The 18,999-nt window shown below is 59.6% G+C and carries 22 protein-coding genes and 2 pseudogenes; 7 read left to right on the top strand and 17 right to left on the bottom strand.

All coding sequences use genetic code 11. The annotated features are described in order from the left end of the window. Positions 1-399: VPLPA-CTERM sorting domain-containing protein (locus BMX67_RS14810; protein WP_175479932.1), on the top strand; the 399-nt coding region annotated here is incomplete at its 5' end. 334 nt (positions 400-733) lie between these two features. Here BMX67_RS14810 and BMX67_RS14805 read toward each other — a convergent pair. Further along, positions 734-1,234, bottom strand: coding sequence for a ferritin-like domain-containing protein (locus BMX67_RS14805; RefSeq protein WP_090736638.1), 501 nt, complete (start codon positions 1,232-1,234; stop codon positions 734-736). A gap of 188 nt (positions 1,235-1,422) precedes the next feature. Here BMX67_RS14805 and BMX67_RS14800 point away from each other — a divergent pair. Continuing rightward, positions 1,423-1,653 (top strand): annotated as a pseudogene (locus BMX67_RS14800) (transposase); the annotation flags it as partial. A 198-nt stretch (positions 1,654-1,851) separates the two neighbouring features. Here BMX67_RS14800 and BMX67_RS14795 read toward each other — a convergent pair. From BMX67_RS14795 to tnpA, 5 genes and pseudogenes are all read right to left on the bottom strand, one after another. Then, positions 1,852-2,241, bottom strand: a pseudogene (locus tag BMX67_RS14795) (transposase family protein); the annotation flags it as partial. A 55-nt stretch (positions 2,242-2,296) separates the two neighbouring features. Then, positions 2,297-2,524: a hypothetical protein gene (locus tag BMX67_RS14790; protein ID WP_217645867.1), complete on the bottom strand. Its 228-nt coding sequence runs from the start codon at positions 2,522-2,524 to the stop codon at positions 2,297-2,299. Then, complete coding sequence (tnpC, locus tag BMX67_RS14785; RefSeq protein WP_090736635.1) at positions 2,521-4,152, bottom strand: IS66 family transposase; 1,632 nt, start codon at positions 4,150-4,152, stop codon at positions 2,521-2,523. Before tnpC ends, BMX67_RS14790 begins: the two co-directional genes overlap by 4 nt. 60 nt (positions 4,153-4,212) lie before the next feature. After that, the gene (tnpB, locus tag BMX67_RS14780) at positions 4,213-4,563 is read right to left on the bottom strand and encodes an IS66 family insertion sequence element accessory protein TnpB (RefSeq protein ID WP_090736633.1); all 351 of its coding nucleotides are present in this window, start codon (positions 4,561-4,563) and stop codon (positions 4,213-4,215) included. After that, positions 4,560-4,964: an IS66-like element accessory protein TnpA gene (gene tnpA / locus BMX67_RS14775; RefSeq protein WP_090736630.1), complete on the bottom strand. Its 405-nt coding sequence runs from the start codon at positions 4,962-4,964 to the stop codon at positions 4,560-4,562. The genes tnpB and tnpA overlap by 4 nt, the downstream gene beginning before the upstream one ends. Before the next feature lie 337 nt (positions 4,965-5,301). Between tnpA and BMX67_RS14770 the strand changes: the two genes are divergently transcribed. Next, positions 5,302-5,853 (top strand): type 1 glutamine amidotransferase domain-containing protein, encoded by a 552-nt coding sequence (locus BMX67_RS14770; protein ID WP_090736627.1) that lies wholly within the window; start codon positions 5,302-5,304, stop codon positions 5,851-5,853. Positions 5,854-6,181: 328 nt separating this feature from the next. Next, on the top strand, positions 6,182-7,036 hold the full coding sequence (locus tag BMX67_RS14765; RefSeq protein ID WP_090736625.1) for an SDR family oxidoreductase: 855 nt from the start codon (positions 6,182-6,184) through the stop codon (positions 7,034-7,036). Positions 7,037-7,181: 145 nt separating this feature from the next. Here the strand turns inward: BMX67_RS14765 and BMX67_RS19370 are convergent, their stop codons facing one another. The 11 genes from BMX67_RS19370 to BMX67_RS14715 form a co-directional block, all read right to left on the bottom strand. After that, positions 7,182-7,319, bottom strand: coding sequence for a hypothetical protein (locus tag BMX67_RS19370; protein WP_139206546.1), 138 nt, complete (start codon positions 7,317-7,319; stop codon positions 7,182-7,184). Positions 7,320-7,669: 350 nt separating this feature from the next. Then, positions 7,670-8,155: a YciE/YciF ferroxidase family protein gene (locus BMX67_RS14760; protein WP_090736622.1), complete on the bottom strand. Its 486-nt coding sequence runs from the start codon at positions 8,153-8,155 to the stop codon at positions 7,670-7,672. 1 nt (position 8,156) lies between these two features. After that, positions 8,157-9,221 carry a glycosyltransferase family 2 protein gene (locus tag BMX67_RS14755; protein ID WP_090736620.1) on the bottom strand — a complete coding sequence of 355 codons (1,065 nt, stop codon included), beginning with the start codon at positions 9,219-9,221 and terminating at the stop codon, positions 8,157-8,159. Continuing rightward, positions 9,218-9,781, bottom strand: coding sequence for an SAM-dependent methyltransferase (locus BMX67_RS14750; RefSeq protein WP_090736617.1), 564 nt, complete (start codon positions 9,779-9,781; stop codon positions 9,218-9,220). Before BMX67_RS14750 ends, BMX67_RS14755 begins: the two co-directional genes overlap by 4 nt. Continuing rightward, complete coding sequence (locus BMX67_RS14745) at positions 9,781-10,482, bottom strand: PIG-L deacetylase family protein (protein ID WP_175479931.1); 702 nt, start codon at positions 10,480-10,482, stop codon at positions 9,781-9,783. The genes BMX67_RS14750 and BMX67_RS14745 overlap by 1 nt, the downstream gene beginning before the upstream one ends. After that, positions 10,479-11,570: an acyl-CoA dehydrogenase family protein gene (locus BMX67_RS14740; RefSeq protein WP_090736611.1), complete on the bottom strand. Its 1,092-nt coding sequence runs from the start codon at positions 11,568-11,570 to the stop codon at positions 10,479-10,481. The genes BMX67_RS14745 and BMX67_RS14740 overlap by 4 nt, the downstream gene beginning before the upstream one ends. Then, positions 11,567-12,619, bottom strand: coding sequence for a glycosyltransferase (locus BMX67_RS14735; RefSeq protein ID WP_090736609.1), 1,053 nt, complete (start codon positions 12,617-12,619; stop codon positions 11,567-11,569). The genes BMX67_RS14740 and BMX67_RS14735 overlap by 4 nt, the downstream gene beginning before the upstream one ends. Beyond that, positions 12,616-13,581, bottom strand: coding sequence for a glycosyltransferase family 2 protein (locus BMX67_RS14730; RefSeq protein WP_090736606.1), 966 nt, complete (start codon positions 13,579-13,581; stop codon positions 12,616-12,618). Before BMX67_RS14730 ends, BMX67_RS14735 begins: the two co-directional genes overlap by 4 nt. Then, positions 13,578-15,011 (bottom strand): glycosyltransferase family 2 protein, encoded by a 1,434-nt coding sequence (locus BMX67_RS14725; protein ID WP_281249176.1) that lies wholly within the window; start codon positions 15,009-15,011, stop codon positions 13,578-13,580. The genes BMX67_RS14730 and BMX67_RS14725 overlap by 4 nt, the downstream gene beginning before the upstream one ends. Before the next feature lie 224 nt (positions 15,012-15,235). Beyond that, positions 15,236-15,928 (bottom strand): Crp/Fnr family transcriptional regulator, encoded by a 693-nt coding sequence (locus tag BMX67_RS14720; protein WP_090736601.1) that lies wholly within the window; start codon positions 15,926-15,928, stop codon positions 15,236-15,238. 55 nt (positions 15,929-15,983) lie between these two features. Next, entirely contained in the window at positions 15,984-16,427 is a 444-nt protein-coding gene (locus tag BMX67_RS14715; protein WP_090736598.1) for an MgtC/SapB family protein, read from the bottom strand. A 15-nt stretch (positions 16,428-16,442) separates the two neighbouring features. Between BMX67_RS14715 and BMX67_RS14710 the strand changes: the two genes are divergently transcribed. The 3 genes from BMX67_RS14710 to BMX67_RS14700 are packed head-to-tail and all read left to right on the top strand — an operon-like array spanning position 16,443 to position 18,990. Next, entirely contained in the window at positions 16,443-17,204 is a 762-nt protein-coding gene (locus BMX67_RS14710; protein WP_139206544.1) for a hypothetical protein, read from the top strand. Positions 17,205-17,231: 27 nt separating this feature from the next. Beyond that, positions 17,232-17,747: a DUF421 domain-containing protein gene (locus BMX67_RS14705; RefSeq protein ID WP_090736592.1), complete on the top strand. Its 516-nt coding sequence runs from the start codon at positions 17,232-17,234 to the stop codon at positions 17,745-17,747. 1 nt (position 17,748) lies between these two features. Continuing rightward, on the top strand, positions 17,749-18,990 hold the full coding sequence (locus tag BMX67_RS14700; protein WP_090736589.1) for a cation:proton antiporter: 1,242 nt from the start codon (positions 17,749-17,751) through the stop codon (positions 18,988-18,990). Positions 18,991-18,999: the final 9 nt, after the last annotated feature.

Genomic DNA, 18,999 nt, shown 5'->3' with positions numbered 1-18,999 from the left:
GTGGATGCTTCGCGATCATATGCCAGCGTCGCCAACGACGCATATTACACGGTCAGGACCGGGCGCTATAGCTATTCAAATCGTTTTCAGGACGGCTGGACGGTTCACGCCTTTGGCTCATCGGGCAGTCCTATCGCGTCGCTCTTCGTCTACAACTCTCTGGGAGACAGAGGGGTCGTATCTTCTTACGATCTGTCGTCCGGGATCGATTTCGGTAAAGCTAACGTGCGCGTTTTTTCGGTGCGGGCAGGTGGCGAGGAATTCAACGGAACGATCGACAGCTTCGTTCTTAAGGACGTACCGTCGATTGCCGCAGTCCCGGTGCCTGCACCTGTAATCTTCCTTCTTACAAGCATTGCCGGGCTTGGGTTGCTTCGCCGCAGAAAATCAATCTCATAGTTCAAAGCTTTAGCAAGTGTGTTTGCTAGCGCTTCCTAGGCGATCTGATTTAAGTGCTTGACCAGAAGACCCGGTCAGCTTCGGTGCACATAGCATACGCCGCCACAGGCGGCGCATCCGCATCGTGATTATGCTCGGCAAGCCCAATGACCGGCGCTGCTTTGCAAAACACTAAGGGGGGCGCCTAATTTTTGGGCGACCGTAGCTCTCGCCGAAAGTGTCGTCCTCTGGCTCTGTAATTAACTGATCTGGAGACTAAACAGCATCACCTTGGGCAACCTAATGCGTGCACGCGTGTTCGCGCGCGCACGCTACCGACAGACGGCATTTGACTTCAGACCGACGCTTGCTTGTTGACCCCGCCACTCGTAGCTATCTTGGTCATCCGGCGATCTCCATCATATGTCTCGTCGAGGCACTTCTGCAAAACGGCGGCGTCGCTGTCCAAGCCGAGCCGGTTGGCGAAAGCTGCCAGCGTGCCGTAGCCGGCCAAGGCGTAATGCACCATGCGCTGGTACTGTGGAATGATAGCTGCGTCCCGGACCTCGGCATCCGTAATCTCGTCCGACAAGCCGTGAGCGCGCGCTTCTTTGACGAGACCTTCCATGCCCTTGCAATGCTCAGCATTCGGCTTGATGCCATGCTCGTTGCAGAGCTTCTCAATCTCGGCAAGGCCGTCAGAAATACCATTGCCGCCGTCGATCAGCGCCTCGGACAGCTCTTTGTCATGTGCAGCTCGACCAAGTTCAGTGACGACCGGCAGGGCTTGGGTGTTAGCGCTCCAGATATCCTGAAGTTGGTCGAGATAGATGTCTTTGAGAGAGTTCATTGGCATGCCTAGGTTTCCTCTTGTCGTGTCGGCGGTCCAACCTGAGAAGGCCAGTCAAAGTTCCTCAGCTAGTTCTGCAATGGGGCCATGAATAGAGGCAACAGCGCGTGAACAGATGCATTGGATGGCCCAAGGATGTCGCGTTCTCCTGGCTGGTTTCGTGAAGACGTGAGGCAGACCCATGGTCCGACCTCTTCGACGATGTGAAACGCAAGATCATCTACACGTCGAACGCCATTGAAAGCCTGAACCGCGTGATCCTGAGATCGATCAAGACGCGCGGATCATTCCCGACGGACGAGGTCGCGACCAAGCTGATTGACCTCGCGATCCGCAACTTGGAGAAAGACGGAAGGAATGTCAGGCAATGGCTTGCAGCCCGCAACCAGTTCGCCATAATCTCTGGTGATTGCTTCGACACTTGAGTATCTGAAACCGCATGGGCCGGGCCAGATACACAAAGTTCACGACACTTGCGGTCGTGGTCATGGACGATATTTTCTGCCAGATCGCCCCTCGAACACCATGCCTTTCATCTCGCGCTTCTCCACAATGGGTGGCTTTCACAACTACAGCCGTGGTGCGATCGAAGCCGCCTCGGGATGGCGACAACCAATTCTTATGATCTCTCCTGCGGAAATGACGAACCCGATCGGGCTTCCATTAGCATCGGCGACGGCGTGCAGTTAGGTGTTCATACCACCTTTGGTGCGCCCGATCTGGCGCCCACGCCCCCCTTTTTCCACCTCGACACTCGACGCCGCGCATTGTGCCTTGAGGTAGGTCGGATCGATCATGATTGCCTCGTGCTCGGCACTCTCAGCGGCCAGGCTCCCGTTATCGCTCCAGAGCTTCCGGCGGTTTTAAAGAGTCTTGTCAGCGCCGTATACCTTCGGCGCGTCGTACCATCACAAGCCGTTGCGGTTGACGAAGATTATTCTCCCTACGAGGCGACAGTCACCGACGCGGTGCTTGGCGTGGCTCGCTGGGAAGAAAGAGTTCAGGCGCTCCATCTTGGCGTCGCTCAGCGAGTAGAGACGTAAGCATCCGGCTTAGGCCACAGCGAGGTCAACGCGCGTGCTCATTGTCCATATCGATCAGTTCGCGCAGGTTTTCGATACCGAACGGAGAGAATGCGATGACACTGTCGTCGCCGGGGCCGTAGACCCAGATCACGCCATCTTCGGGCTCCATATCGATGGCGAGATCGAAGATCCGATCGACGGTTTCACCCAATTCGGCTGCAACGCGGTCGATGGTCTTTACGGAATGCACTTTGTTCAGCTGCATGATCATGCTGCCTTGGCGATGGGCCGGGATTTCCAATTCCAGGGCAGAAGTTCGTGCAGCCGCGAAACGGGCATGTCGGGCAGCCGGGCGAGAACATCGGCGAGCCACGCCTGCGGGTCGATGTCGTTCATTTTTGCCGTAACGATCAGGGTATACATGGTGGCGGCCCGCGCGCCGCCGCGCTCGGATCCGGCGAACAGCCATGACTTTCGGCCCAAGGCCACGCCGCGCAGGGCACGTTCGGCCGCATTATTCGTCAGGCAGATGCGCCCGTCATCCAGGAACGCCGTGAAGGCTTGCCAACGGCCATCTTTCTCGAACATGTAGTTGATCGCCTTGGCCACCTTGTTGTGTCGGGACAGATTGGCGCGCTCTGCCAGCAACCAGTCATGGAGGCTGTCCACCAAGGGGCGGGAGAGCTCTTGGCGGGCGGCAAGGCGGGCATCGGCATCCAGCCCGCTGATCTCGCGCTCGATGTCGAAGATGGCGTCGATCCGTTTCACCGCTTCCAGCGCGGCCGGCGAGATCTGATGGGAGAGTTTGCCCTTGCGGATGTTGCCCGCGATGTCGGCCAGTTCGAAGAACTTCCGGCGTGCATGCGACCAGCACAGCGCACTGGTCACGGGCCCCGCATCGCGATCGGCACGATAGAGATCGTTATATCCGCCATAGGCGTCGGCTTGCAGCACGCCTTGCCATCCGGCCAGGTGCTGATTGGGATTGGTCGCCGAGCGATCTCGGGAGAAGCGGAAGATCGCCGCCGGTGGCGCGCCGCCATTCCAGGGGCGGTCATCACGGACATAGGTCCAGAGACGAGCCTTTTTCGCGCCACCCCGCGCCAGAAGCGGCACTGTCGTATCGTCGCCATGCAGACGGTGGGCGGCACGAACATGGGTTTCGATCAGGGCGTGGATCGGCTGCAAGGCGACAGTCGCGTGACCGACCAGGTCTGCCAGGGTGGACAGGCTCAGTTCGACGCCTTCACGGGCAAAGCGCTCTGCCTGCCGATTCAAAGGCTGGTGCTGACCATATTTCTCAAAGACGAGCATGGCGATCAGGCTTGGCCCGGCCCATCCACGCGGGATCGCATGGAACGGGGCCGGCGGTTGGCTGATCTTCTCGCAGGCCCGGCAGGTGAACTTCTCACGCACGGTCTGGATCACCTTCCAGCGCCGCGGGACCACCTCCAGCGTCTCGGTGACATCTTCGCCCATTTTCACGAGACGATCCGAGCCGCAGCAGGTGCAGGCGGTAGGGGCCTCGACAACAACCCGCTCGCGCGGCAGGTGATCGGGAAAGGGTTTGCGCACAGGATAGCGGCGCGTGAAGGCGCGCACCGTGCTGGCCTTTTCAGCCGCCTCGCCGGCGGTCAGGACCTCTTCGGTTGCCGCCGTCTCCAACTCCTCAAGCTGCAATTCCAACTGATCGATCAACCGCGCACGTCGTTCTGACGAGATACCGTATTTGTCACGGCGCAGTTTGGCGATCTCGAGCTTGAGCTCTTGGATCATCGCTTCCGAGCAGGAGACAACCGCTCGGGCCTGTGCCAGCTCGCTTTCCGCAACATCTCCACGAGCCTCAACGGCGGCCAGGGCAGCGCGTAATTTGGCGAGTTCGGAGGCGGCAGCAGACATGGCCGATATTTACCAGCCGGAGCCACGGGACACCATTAAAAATAGGCTTTTAGTCGAAATTTATCCAGCCTTTATAGGGCGTTGCGTCCAACGCGGATTGCGCCAATCAATGCCTTCCAGAAGATAGCCCAACTGCGCCGCCGAGATCTGCACCGCTTCGCCCGACCGGCTCACCGGCCAGATGAACTTGCCTGCCTCCAGGCGCTTCAGGTAAAGCGACATGCCCACGCCATCATGCCAGAGGATCTTGACCAGATCGCCCTTGCGGCCTCGGAAGCAGAAGATCTCACCCGCATGGGGATCGCGGCCGAGCCCTTCCTGCACCTGTAGCGCCAGCGTGTTCATACCTCGCCGCATATCGGTGGTGCCGCCCGCAATCCAAACCTTCACGCCAGCCGGAAACGCGATCATTGCCCGTCCACCACTGCCAGGATCCGCGCAAGCGCTGCGGGCTCCACCCCAACCGGCACGATGACCCGGCGACCATTCGTCAGGGCTATCTCAACCTGACAGTCCAGGGGCAGACAGGGATCAGCTAAATTGGTCTGCGACGCGGGCGCTTTCGTCATGGTCACCGGCGCGAACGATACCGGGCGAGAAGACCCAAGCTCACCGTTGCGATACTGTCGCCGCCAGGTTGTCAGCAGTGATCGGCAAATACCATGCCGCCGCGCTGTGGCTGCCGCTTGGCGGTGGCCGACGAAGCTTTCCTCGACAATGCGCAGTTTATCATCATCCGACCGATACCGGCGGCGTTCACCATCGGCGGCAGACAGAACTTCGATTTGAGGGCGGTTGATAAAGTCGGACATAAGGTCGGACTTACCATCGGAGCGAACCCAAGATCAGACGGCCGCCCCCGGAGGCTTACGTAGAGACTGCTTACCAATCAGGCCTCCTTGCGGAGCCTGAACCATGCCAAGCTTCTGAAACGAATTGGCTTGAAGCCCAAGCCAACAGACTGTTGACCATCATCAATCGGACGAACAAAAATCACGCGCTGATCTTCACTGAACGACACGGTCGGCAAGCGGAGAACTGCCGGAATGGGCAAAGCGACGGAACGACTACGCGACTTCTCCGGTTGAAACCCCAGACACGGCTAACCGGAACTTCCGAGTGGTTGCCTTCGTGCGAAAGGAGAGACGCATGACCGACATTTCAAAAACTCGCATCCTGATCATGGCGACAGACGGGTTCGAGCAATCCGAACTTGAGGTGCCGCGCGATGAATTGCGCACGGCCGGAGCGATTGTCGAGATCGCCTCACCAGGCGGTAATGCGATTAGAGGATGGAAGGATGGTGACTGGGGAGAGACGGTTCAGGTTGACCGCACTATCGCTGAGGTCGATGCTGGTGTCTATCACGCGCTTGTCCTTCCAGGCGGGCAGATCAATCCCGACAGGCTGCGAACCGAAGAGGCCGCCGTCAAGCTGGTTCAGGCCTTCCATGATGCGGGCAAGATTGTCGCTGCGATCTGTCATGGCCCTTGGCTGCTGGTCGAGGCAGGTGTTGCCAAGGGGCGACGCATGACATCTTATAACTCCATCCGTACCGATCTCGAAAATGCTGGCGTGATCTGGGAGGACCAAGAAGTGGTTGCGGACAGGGGACTGATCACCTCGCGCAGCCCCGACGACCTCCCGGCTTTCTGCGCAAAGATTGTCGAAGAGGTCAGGGAAGGGGCGCATAGCCGGTAATCTGCATTGACTAGGTACAACTGAAATCAGCCCGGGCGCGACGCGGCCGGGCTTTTCCTGTTTTGTCTAGCCGGGCAAAAGGCATCGATCCAACTTGCCTTTGCCGAGCAGAGCAGATCCTTAAACCCAGATGCCAGCACGGGAAAGGCGGTGGCATGGCCTTCGCGATAGCTCAGTTCGAAGTAGCGATGCTTGCAAGCGCGTCGAAACGCCCATTCTTCCGCTCTGTAGAGGCTTCAGCAGGCGGAGCGTCGTGGGAGATTAGACGATGCGTTTGGGAACGAGGATGGCCCGTTAGGGTTATGACTGAAAGAAAGGTGATTGGATCATGAGCAGCGCAGACTTGGACAAACTGGAGACCAAGGACAGGCAACCTGGCATCGAATCCCGGATGGTTCCCGAACCTGAGTACATACCGCGCTATCCGGGCGCCGGGCGACTTAAGGGCAAGGTGGCCATTATCACCGGCGGCGATTCTGGGATCGGTCGGGCTACAGCGGCGCTTTTCGCGCGCGAGGGCGCGAAGCTCGCGATCCTCTACCTGGACGAGCATGACGATGCCAGAAAGACACGCCAATTGGTAGAGGACGAAGGCAGCGAGGCGCTGCTGCTGGATGGCGATGTCGGCGACAAAGCGTTCTGCAAAGAGGCGGTAAGCCGAACCCTGAATGAATTCGGCAGGCTTGACGTGACTGTCTGCAACGCCGCCGAACAGCACGCGCGCGAAAACGTCACGGAAATATCCGAGGAACAGCTTTTTCGCACCTTCCGCACGAACATTGGTGGCCATTTCTTCATGGTACAGGCGGCATTGCCGCACCTTGAAAAGGGGGCATCTATCATCTGCACCACCTCGGTGACAGCCTACCGCGGCCAAGATTTGCTGATCGACTACGCTTCCAGCAAGGGGGCAATCCTTTCGTTCGTCCGAGCATTGTCATCGCAACTGGCTCCTCGCGGGATCCGGGTAAACGGGGTCGCGCCGGGCCCGATCTGGACGCCTCTGATCCCCGCCTCGTTTCCTCCCGACAAGGTAGAGGATTTTGGCATGTCGGCGCCTCTTGGCCGCCCCGGCCAGCCAAATGAGGTGGCACCCTCGATGCTATTTCTTGCCTGCGAGGATGCGTCCTATATGACAGGACAGGTGCTCCATCCGAATGGCGGCGATCTTATCGGCGGCTGATCCTCGAACGAGATTGTCGGTCCGTGGACATGTTGGTCGACGCGATTATCCCTGCGGACTAGGGCCGCCGACCAACCTTCGGTAGATGAACGGCTCCTAGGATCTTCCTTTTATGGGGCTCAATCTGTCGGGGTTTTCCGCGCCCCTATCGCATCGGCTCGGCCAATTCTCCCGTTGTGTCATGGGCGGTTCGAGCCTCGATTTCCGCATTCTTGTCTTCACCCATCAATATGATGGTTGCGGAGATACATAACCAAATCAGCAGGATGATGATCGCTGCCATGGTTTCGAAGGTTTTGTTGAAGCTACCGAATTTGCTGGCCTAGATCGAAAAGCCCACCGATACGATCACGCAATTGATGGAGGCTGACAACGCACTGGAGCTAAGCCATTTCCATTCATTATCGCCGCGTAAAGACCCGTAGCAATGATCCTCCGTAAATCAGGCAGCGAGATTGATCATCGCGAGAAAGACCACGCTGAAGGTAATCAGATGGATTACCGCGTGCGTTGAACCTCTCAGGATTTTCGCGAGTATGATTTCTCTTATCCCGACCAACTGTCGGGGCTCCCTTCGGGCAGACTGTCAGATACACCGGGCGGGCCAAGCGGCCGGCCCGGCATGATCGTACATTACGCCGCATCCACATTGCGGGAACGTTGCGCCAGTTCAGACATGAAGTCGTCGGACTCGTAGATGTTGTCGAGCGCATCATCGAGCTTGCGTATAGCGTCGTCATCGCCAAGTGCCTCGGCAAAGGCCTTTGTGGTGCCGAACCCGGCGATGCCGTAGTGGCACATGCGCTGATATTGCGCGATGATCGCAACATCCAGCGCGGCGCCGCTCATATCGCTGTCTAGCGCGTGCCTACGGGCCTCCTTCACCAGCCCCTCCATGCCCTTGCAGTGTTCCTTCTTCATGTCTGCATCCGCGGCTTCCAGAAGGAATTTCAAAAGGCGAGTGTGTTGGTCAATTCCATCCTTGGCTGCACTCAGCCGGTCTGCCAGCTTACTGTCCGACGCCTTGTCGGCCATGGCCGAGACCACTTCCGACATCTGTTCATTCGCGGACCAGAGATCCTGTAGTTCTTCGATATAGAGATCTTTCAGTTTAGTCATTTCAGGCTCCTTTCAAGGTTGACCGTGCCGAAGGTTGCGGTGAGGGGACGGCAGGAATAATCGCCGTTCTTCTTTCCGGTGCAGCGCCAATCACGTGGCATTTGGACAGCGATGCGGCCGGTGTTCTCGCGGCGGGCAGAACCCGCTCTGAGTTTCGGAAGGTTTCGAGAATTTCGATGTGGCGGGGGAGATCGCGCACGTTCAGCCTCAGCCGGGCAGGCACCAGCAACGGCCATGGGCCCAGGCACCCGCACCCGGCCTTCCGGATTAGCCAGTCGGCCGGCGGCAGACTATCGTCGATCAGGTAGTCTCTTGTGTCCGTGCGCTCCTTCAAAGCATGGGACATTCCACCTGGCGCGCGACCGGTTAGGCGGCACGAGGCCTGCACGGTAACGTCATCGGAATGGAGAACCCTGGCCCCGGCCAAGCGCAGCGCGCGCACAATGCGACGGTCCTCGCCGCATTTGACGGCGGCGAAGCCGCCCGCCATTACGTAGGCTTCCCGCGTAAGAGCCAGACTCGCCCCGGCGGCTTCGCCATGGGTGCCTGCAATTTCCGCGTGGCCCGGAACGTAGCGGGCAAAGAAATCCTGCACAAGTCGGCGATAGGTAGCTTCCAGCACGCCGAGCTGTGCATCTATCCTAACGAGGATCTCGGTTTCGGACGCCATTGGTTCGATCCTGCCACAAACCACATCAGCCTCGTCCAAGTGCGCGAGGTTTCGCGCGATCCAGTCCGGTGCCACGATGCAATCGGCATCCGTCGTAAGAAGGCTGCGCAGGTCCGGTATGGTGCGCAGCGCGTGATCGCAGCCCATCCTGCGCGCGGTGCCGACGCCTTCGTGCGCGGCCAATGTGCATTCCAGCACCGACAGGTTGATCCCGTTCCTGCTGGCGACCTTGCGGGCCAAACCGGCAGTGCCGTCCGTGGTGTTGTTGACCACAAGGATCACCCTTACACGCTCGCTGACTTGTCCGGCCAGTGCAGTCAGGCAATCGGCAATCCGCGCAGCCTCGTTGCGAGCTGGGATAACGATAGCGATATCCGGGGGTTGGGGCCTGGTCATGACGCATCCTCCGGCACTCCGCGGTCGATGCGATACCCTTCGGTCCGTGTCACGGCTTCGAACGCATGTGTGTCGAGCGCGGCGGTGAAGATCTGCAGCGCCTCCTGTCCCTGCAGCCCGTGGCCGGTCTGACCCAAGTAGGTCACGCAGATCACCTCGGCCCGGGACCAGAACGTGGCAATGTCGCGGGCAAGGGTTTTTAAAGCACTGGGGTCAAGGAAGTATAGGATCTCGGACAGGATCAGCAGGTCGAAGGCGTATTTCGGCAAGGCGCAGGGGTAGAAGCCTTGTAGGAAACACGCCTGTGGAAGTGTGCGCCGAGCGGTCTCCACGGCGACTTCCACGGCGTCCATGCCGGTATAAGTGTTGCATAGCGGCGCGAGGTGTCGAGCAAGCTGGCCATTCCCGCAGCCCAGCTCAAAAGCGCCCTCATAGCGCGGACGCGACAGCGCTGCGCGGGTCGCTGTGAACTTGTCCTGTTCGTAACTGCTCTCCGCGAAATTCCACGGGTCCGCACTATCGGCATAAAGCGCATTCAGATGTTCTAGGCCTACGCCCATCACGGCATCCTCCAGAAGATCTCGTCTTCGCTGGCGAAGCGTTCGATGAAACCCGACGGAAGCACGAAGCCCAAAGGATCGTCCGCGACCACCTGACCCAGCTGGGAACGGTGTGCGGCGATGGCGGTGCGCTTGCGCGCCTCATGCTCCTCCGGCGCCAAGAAGATCGGCGCATAGGGTGCGATGCTGTTTGCAAAATCCGGGTCGTCCCATCTGGACCAAACAGGATAGCTATGAAATATCCAGTCAGGCCTCTTCGTGCGAAGCGCCGTCGCGAAGGCAGCGGTAGCCTGATGATCCTCATGGTGATCTTCACGCGCTGGCACGAAGACATGCCTTGCGCCTGTCTGTGCGATTGTGTTTTCAAGCCGTGCCGTGACATCCTGCGGATCGACGCGATAAAGAGCCGCGTCGGGCAAGCCCATCCAGGTCAGGTCGCGCGCTGTGCCGCCGAGGCATTCGATGGCGCGGGTAAGCTCGGCGCAACGCAGAACGCCTAGCCGCTCAGGGGGCCACGCGCGAGACCCGGGATGGCTGGCACTGCCATTCGTCAGGCATATCACATGCGCACCCGCACCAGCGAAGGCACGCGCCAGCAGCGCCCCACAGGCCAGCGATTCATCGTCGGGGTGCGGTGCCAGCACCACGAATTTCTCGCGGCCTTCGAACACGGCTTGGTCAGGATGGTCGGCGACATTCATCCGAAGACCCCCCATGCCCGATCGTCCTGCCCCAACGCCTGCCGGGCTGTCCTTTGCAGAAAGGCGTCGCGCGCGGCCTGACGCATATAGACCGCAAGGTCGCGGGCAATGCGTCCAGTTTCGGCACCGGACTCGAAATGGCGCAGCCCGATCGACTGCTCGCTCGCGCGGATGGCATCGAGCCCGACTTCTTCAGTAAAGAGCCGCGCCGCGATGGAGGTGGCGACAATCTGCTCAGCCTCGAGAGAGCAATCAACCGAGGCCTGCGCGGCGCGTTCTGTCAGCGCGGCGCCGGCCCAGGCCCGGGTCAACACGGTCATCAGGCGGGCCTGTTGCGCCTCGGTCTGCATCCGGTCCATGGCGCGCAGATCGGTCGCGGCCCGGTCCAGCAAACCGATGGTTGCCCCCGCCTGCAACGCAGCAATTCGCCAGACACCGCCGACAAAATTCGGCTCCTTCAGGTAATCGTCTGGGCCGCCGATCCAGTCCTGCACTTTCAGCCCGGAAAAATCGTAATTGCCCGAGGCTGACGCCCGCATTCCTTGCATGTTCCAGCAAGAGGTGTCGGAACGGTCGGGGTCACGCACATCGACCAGTGCCAGCCGAACGCCGACATCGCCGCCCACGCTCACGAGCGCATGGCTGACCGTGCCAAGGCCTGAGGTAAAACGCTTGGCCCCCTGCAGCCGCGTACCGCTTGTGTCTAGTGTGACAGGCACAGGTCCGTCCGCACCCCAAACGCCGAGCACGGCGCCCTCGGCGATCAGGGCGTCCACATTGAGCTTCAATGCGGCTGACCCGTAAAGATGGATCAGCCGAAGTGCATTCACATGCCCCTCCCAGAGCCGGCCAACACTGAGGTTCGCAGCTCCGACCTGCATCAGCGCCCGCGCGGTGCAGATAGGGTCGGCGCTGCCGTCATCGCCGAGCAGGCCGGCTTCACTCAGCAGCGCGATCGAACGGGAAACAGGGCGCTCGCCGCACTCCTCGGCGTCAGCTGCGGCCCGCAGACCATCCGTCACGTGCGGGGGCAGGGATAGACCTTTCAAATTCGGCACTTGCCAAAATGCGAAGGGGCCCGTTTTCATGGCTGCACCTCACGAGCCTTGCCCTGAACGGCTGCCCCAGAGCGCAGAAGCCGCGCCCACTGCTGGGCAACTTCGCTAAGGCGGAAAGCCGGATTGCCTCTCACCTCCGGCGGCGACTGACGCCATGCGTCAATGCGTTGTAAAATCTCGCTCGGGTCGGCGCCATTCACCCATTGCCGCGCATCCGAGACGATCTCGTCATTGGCGCCGAGACCCTGATGCACGAGGACCGGCGTGCCGACCGCATTCGCCTCGGCCAGCACCAAGCCGAAGGTCTCGGCAAAAGCGGTTTGGGGATAGAACAAGCACGAGGCGCGGCGCATCTGGCGGATCAGTTCCGGGTGGGGCAGCGCGCCGAGGAAGATGACACCCTCCGGCACCGGGCCGGTCTTCCACCGCAGATAGCCCGGATCGGCCACCGCGAGGGTTAGCTTCGGAAGGTGTTTACGCAGCGCCGCAAATTGCGCGAACACCTGCGCCAGCCCCTTGTGCGGAGAGCTGGCAAAGAGCAGCCGGTTCGGATCGCGCGGCGTCGCGTCAGGTCGTAGATCGTTGTCTAGCGGGTTGTAAATCACGTGGAGCTGCGGTGTGGCTTCGTCGCCCAGAAACGCCTGCAACTGGCGGGAATGGGTGTGCGATACGCAGATGACGAGAATACCCGCCTCTTTCAGAGCCGCGCCCATCTTGCGGTTATGGCGACCCGGATAGACATGCAGCCACAGGAAGATGGCTGTGTCGGGATACCGCTTGCGCAGCTTCAGCGCGACTTTCCAGCGGTTGATCACGATCATGGCATCGAAGTTACCGGTCGCGTCCAGATCGAACAGCGGGCAGAGCAGACCGGCGTGCGAAAGCCGCATTTCGGTGCGGCCGCTCTGGAAATGGGTGATGTCGAACCCGGTGTGCAAACCGCTGGCAACGCGCAGCACCGTGGCCTCGGTGCCGCCGAGCCCGCCGGTGTCGATATCGGGCAAATCGTAGCCAGCCGCGCTGCACGGGTCCACGATGGCAATCCGCGCTGGCGCGGTTTCATGCCGGATCGATTTCATTGCATTGCTACCTGTTCCGCAGGACCAGAGAAAATGTTTGTAACCCACGCTGCGGTCGCCTGTGTCATCGGGATATCGCGGAGGTTTAGGCAAGCGGGGCGACTGACCTGCGCAACCTCAAGGTTAGGTATATCCACCGGCACGGGGACGACCCTTCTGCCTGCCCGCCATGCCTCGACCTTTGCCCAGACCTCCGCCCGGTCCATCCGACGGCGCGCGCTGTCGTAATCTGATGCCGAGGACTGTGTCAGGCTGTCGGGCGTTTCGATCTTCGTCAGGAGCAGTTCCGGCACGATCCAGATGACCTCACCTTCGAGAATCAATCGGTTGCGAAACTCGCGGTCCTCCTCGATGCAATCCGCGAAACCGCCAAGGCGTCGGAACACGCCGGCGCGAAAGAGGCCCGAGTTGATATGCGTCCATTCGCCTGGGACCTGCGAACCCATCTGGAGGTTCGGGAACACGTCATCGAGCAGCGACAGGTCGCGCCGGATCTCAACCCGCCGACCGTCTGGCAGGATCAGTTCATGATGGGTCAGGACGGCACTCACCTCCAGCTCTTGCCCACCCTGCTTGCCTGCAAGACGCCAGTTCAAGCATTCATTGGCTCGCACGTCCTGCGCGGTCAGCACGCGAACCTGGTGGAGCACCTTGTCGCGATGAGGGATGTCGTCGGAATCGTGGAAGGTGACCGCATCGCCGTCGGTCAACAACAGGCCCACGTTCTTGGCCTGTGCCGTGCCGACGTTTCGCGCGAGCCGGACGTAGTTGAACTTCTGATGCTCAAGGTAGGGCGCCACCGCCTCCGCGGTGACATCCGTGCTGGCATCGTCAATCACCGTTACACGGATGTTCCACCAGCTTTGATCCAGCGCGGCGCGGATGGCGCTGTCGATTAGATGCGCGCGGTTGTAGGTGGGAATAATGATGTCGACGAGTGGGGCGAGCGGATTGGATTTCATGCCATAGCCTCATGTGTTTGCGCTTTCACAGCATCGCGATAGGCGCGCAAGCTGTTGCCGGTGAGAACTGCCGCCGGAAGCGGCAGCGTCACTGCCGAAACCGCAGCAAGGACGATCGGATCCGTCGGTTGCCCGATAGCAAGCAACAGAACGCCGATGATGAAGATCAGCAGTGTGCAGGGAGACAGCGCGCTCACAGTGGGGCCTCTGCTGCCGGTCTTGTCGGTCACGATGAATTTTAGCCGACAGCCGGTCAGTGCATCAAACGTCGCCTTAGCCGATTGTGGGGCCAAGGCAATGCGGCAGGCAAGGGCGCTTAACGCGATCCCCGGATTCAACCGGTCCCGCCAGGCCCGCGCTAAAACGCGGATGATTATGTCACAAAGACTTAGGACGATGGCGCCGCCTGCCAGCGTCGCTGGAATCGTGTGATCCTGTCCGGTCAGCAGCCACGCGCTCAGGAGTAGGAAGGGTACCATCGCCAGGTTGACCCAAGCGGTGAGCTGGGACAAGATCGCTATCCGCTTGGCCAGCGTAAGCGAACTGGCAAGGCCGAAGACGATGGCGGAATGGCGCGTCAGCGTCTGGACATTGCCGCTGCACCATCGATAGCGCTGTTTTTCAAGGTCGCACAGCGACAGCGGCAGCAGTCCCTTGCCGACCACCTGATTGATGAAACGGCCAGAGAAGCCAGCATTGCAAAGCCGCACGCCCAGTTCCGCATCCTCTGTCGTGGCCGCGCCTGTCCATCCGCCCGCGGCAACAAGGGCCGCCCGCGAGATCACGCAAAGCGTGCCGGTCAGAAGCACAGCTTCGGCGTCGTCGGCACTAGCGGCGTTAGTACGGAAATATTCCTCAAGCTCGGCATCCACGCCCGGCGCTACGAGAGCGGTGCCCGTGTAGGATTGAGGAAACTGGACGTAATCCGCGCCCGTCCGCCGCAGCGCGATGGCAGCGCGCTTCAGGAAATCGGGCGCGACAACGTAGTCGGCATCCACGGTCACGATATGGGTGGTGCGCGTGTCAGTATGTGCAAGCGCAATGTTGAGCGCCCCGGCCTTGGCACCTTTCACGCCGGTTCGGTGCAGGAACCTGATCCGGCCGGAATGGGTGGCGCAGAACCGTTCTACGGGCTTCCAAAGCGCGGGATTGGCAGTGTTGTTGTCCATCACGATGATTTCGTAACCTTCTGTCGGCCACTGCTGATCCAGCAGGGCGCGCAGCGTGGCGATAACCATGCGGGGCGGTTCGCAATGGGTGGCGATGTGAACCGAAAACCAGGGAGTGGCAGGATCCCGCGGCACAGGAGAGGGATGAACGGACAGACAGGCGCCTAATGGCCGAAGCGCTAAGAGGGCGACCTGAATTGCGATAACGGCACAGCAGATCGCGGCGCCAATCACCGGAATCGCTGCGGCAAGGACAAGCATGCTCAAAGCTATGAAAAGCCGTAGCTCCACCGTTCACCCCCAGGCGTTAAAATGAGTTATTCTCTTACAGAAATCAGCAGCTTACAGAATTATTAGTAACCCGCTTGGCAACACTTCTGGTGCCCTTTAGTTCCCACGTGCAGACGCATTTCGCACTCAGACGCAGCACAAGCCTGCCTGAGAAGACGAGGTCCGGCTTTCAACTGGATTGAAAGGCCGTTTGATCAGTCTTGTGGAAACCAGGAGGTATCCATCTCGGCATAGCGATCGTGGAAATCCGTAAGCTCGATCATCTCGCGCTCTTTCAGGACGCGGACCTGATCATGATCGCGCTGGATGAAACCTTCGCGCTCAAGGCGGAGGAAGGTCTTGCTGATATAGACGTTAGTCAGCCCCAGATAGTCTGCGATCTGGCTCTGGGTCATCGGCAGGCGAAAGGTATCGGTCATGCTGCGGTTGGTGATGCGCAGGCGCGCCAGCAGGTCGAGCAGCATATAGCTGATCCGTTCTTGCGCACTCATCCGGCCCATGGCGCGCAGCACGTCGATCAGCACCACATGATCCCTCAGCGCGATCGAGATGAGCAGCGCCGAAAGCCGTGGCGATTTCCGCAGGATTTCGTCGAGAGAGGATTTCGGGAATGGGCACAGGCACACGCTCTCAACCGTGCGCAGAGTCGTGGTCGAGTGTTTGAGCGCGACATCGGGAAAACCGACGATGTCGCCGGGGTGATGAATCTTGACAATTTGGCGCCGACCATCGGGCAGATCCGTATAGCTGAAAGCCCAGCCGTGCTTGACCACATAGAGGTTCCTATTCTCGTCACCCCCCTGATATATCTCCTGTCCCGCAGGGAAGGAGCGCTCGGACTTTTCCAGCCTCGCAAGCCGCTCTTTGTCCAGATCGGACAGCGGCATGTAGTGAGATAGTTTGGTAACCAGGCAACTGGATGCTTCGGGCACGACAGAGCTCCTATTCCTGACCTCGAATATGCAGCCAATCGAAGATGTTGAGAACCACGAAAACCAACACCGAAATGAAAGCTGCTTCTTTAAGATAGCCGAGACCGCAGGCAATTCCGATCGAGCCCACGGCCCAGATGGCCGCTCCGCTACGGATGCCCTTGAGGCGACCGTTATCGCCCGGCGACATGATCGCGCCGGCACCAAGAAAACCGATACCGCCCACGATACCCTGTATGAGGCGTGTCGGATCGACGGTCATGGCCCCATGCTCCGACACGCCGCTCAGCGCAAAGTTTAGCGTGACGACCATAAGCGCTGCCGAGGCGATCGAGACGAGCACGTAGGTCCCAGCTCCGAGCGGTTTTCCCTTGATCTCACGGTCCAGCCCGACGACCAGCCCGCCCCCTCCTGCGAAGAGGACGCGCAGGATGAATTCGCTGAAATCAATCATTTTCCAACGTGCTCCATGAAGGTTGCCGTAAGTTTGGTTAACAGCTTTAGGGAGCCGCACATTCAATATGTATTGAGGCGAAGCATCGCAGGCGCATTTATGGTGCCGATATCGCCGAAGACGCAAAGGAGCGACGCTATTTCTCCGGAGGATCTATTCATATGGATGTGGTTGGTGGAAAATGCCGGTCTGGTTCAAGCTGCGGTGGGAATCGTTACGGCTCTGGTCTGGTTTGTATACCTGCAAGTCCTTGTTTCGGGTGTGCGCCGTCAGCGGCGCACCGAGATATTGATTCATCTTGGCGGTAGTCGCAGCCTTGATGGGCGCTTGTTCATCAGCAATCTTGGTTTCGAGCCGATCTATATCTTGGAAATTCTCCTCACGTTACGGACCCCGTATGGCGAACGGGAGACCTCTGTCGCCGACCGGACAGAGATTGCAAAAGAGGAAGTGAAGAATCCGGTTGCCACTACTTCCCAAGGACCTTTGAAAAGCGGGGAATTTGTCGATATTGGCAGCTTCGACGACCTTTTGCAGCGGGCGCAGCGAAATACCTCCGATGATCTACAGGCTGACGGTGTAAGCCGAGTAGAACTGAAGGTTGCTGCCATCTCGGCGGCCAGTTCTGCGGTTGTCGCCGCTAAAAGACAGTTCTGCATCACATTTGACGCAGGCAAATGCCGGATACGCCCGAAGACGGTTTATGCCACGCAGATCAGGTCTTGGTGGGGGCGATGTCGTTTGAAGCGTGAGCTGGAGATGGAATTGGAGCAATAACGTCTTTCTTCTGAAAGGAACAAACCCATGTTCGTTGACGAACCTTTCCTCGACGCCATCATCAAGGGGGCATTGCTGAGTGCGCTCGGCATCTCGTGGATCATCCTGCTAGTCCGCATCGTCGGTCTGCGATCCTTCTCGAAGATGACGAATTTCGATTTCGTCATGACGATCGCCATGGGTTCGCTTCTGGCCAACGTCTCGCAATCGCAGCAATGGTCAGGCTTTGTGCAAACGCTCACGGCGATGGCAAGCCTGTTTGCTGTGCAATACTCGATGTCCCGGCTGCGGCGCTGGTCGCAGCAAATTGACCGCTTGGTGCAGAATACGCCGGTCCTGCTGATGAAGGACGGGGTGATCTTGCGTGACGCCCTGCGCGCCACCCGCGTGGCCGAGGAGGACCTGATCGCAAAGCTGCGCGAAGCAAACGCTCTAGACCTGTCTTCGATCCGAGCCGTCGTGCTGGAGACGACAGGCAATATCTCGGTCTTGCACGGTGATCGCATAGACGAGGTGCTGTTAAAAGGCGTGGGGAACACCTAAAATGAATGCCGAAGCCTTTTTCGAGTTCAGCGGCTATCACCTCTCATTGGCAATCGTCGGGATCATCGTGATCCTGGCACGGTGGCTTCCGCGGCTGGTTTCTTCCCGTGAACCGGCAGCGGCACCGCTGATGATCCTCTTTGGCGCCTTTGCCGTGCTTGCGATACCGGATCTGCCCACTCCGCCCGACCCGCGTCATGCACCGTTGGTGTGGGAGGTTATGGCAGAAATCACCGTGATCGTGGCCCTTTTCGCCGCGGGGATGCGTGTGGACAGCCTTGGGCCGGCCAGCAAATGGGGACCGACCCTTCGTCTGCTTCTGTTCGCCATGCCGCTGACAGTTATATTGATAGCGATACTGGGTGTTATACTGGGCGGACTGACGGCAGGCGGGGCCGTCCTGCTAGCGGCGGTGCTTGCGCCCACCGATCCGGTGCTCGCCGCTGATGTGCAGATCGCGCCGCCGCATGAAGGCGGTGAACACCCCGTCCGTTTTGCGTTGACGACCGAGGCGGCACTGAACGATGGGTTGGCCTTTCCGTTCGTCTACTTGGGATTGCTGATCATCGCGCAAGGTTTGATGCCCGGGGAATGGGGCCTGCGATGGCTTTTGGAAGCCGTGATCTGGCGTATCGGTGTTGGTGCAATCATGGGCTGGACCGGAGGCTGGTTGTTGGGCCAGATCATCTTTAATTGGCCACGCGAAACCCGGTTGGCCGATACCGGATCGGGCGTGATAGCAATTGCCGGAGTGTTCCTGTGCTATGGCTCAACCGAACTCGTCGAGGGTTACGGCTTTATCGCGGTGACAGCAATGGGCCTGTCGTTGCGCCGGATTGAGACCGAGCACGACTACCACCGGCACCTGCACGATTTCTCGGAATCCATTGAACACGCGCTGACAGCACTTCTGCTCATTGCCTTGGGTGGCGTGCTGCCTGTCCTAACTACAAATCTGGGCTGGCATCACATCGCGTTGGCAGTACTGTTGATCTTATGTTTGCGGCCACTGGCGGGCTGGCTTTCCCTTTCGGGAAGCGAAATGGCGAATTCCGATCGGACTCTTGTAGCCGTCTACGGTGTGAGGGGTATCGGGTCGATTTACTATTTGGCCTATGCAAGCGGACACGCCCAGTTTGCCAATCTGCCCGATCTGTGGGTGATCACTGCGCTGACAATCCTGCTTTCCACCATCCTGCATGGGTTCTCGGTAGGCTGGGCGATGAAACGCATCGGACGTTGATGCCTGTCA

Origin of the sequence: Paracoccus homiensis (assembly GCF_900111675.1) — a bacterium.
GTDB lineage: Bacteria > Pseudomonadota > Alphaproteobacteria > Rhodobacterales > Rhodobacteraceae > Paracoccus > Paracoccus homiensis.
This window is presented reverse-complemented; position numbering and strand designations above follow the sequence as displayed.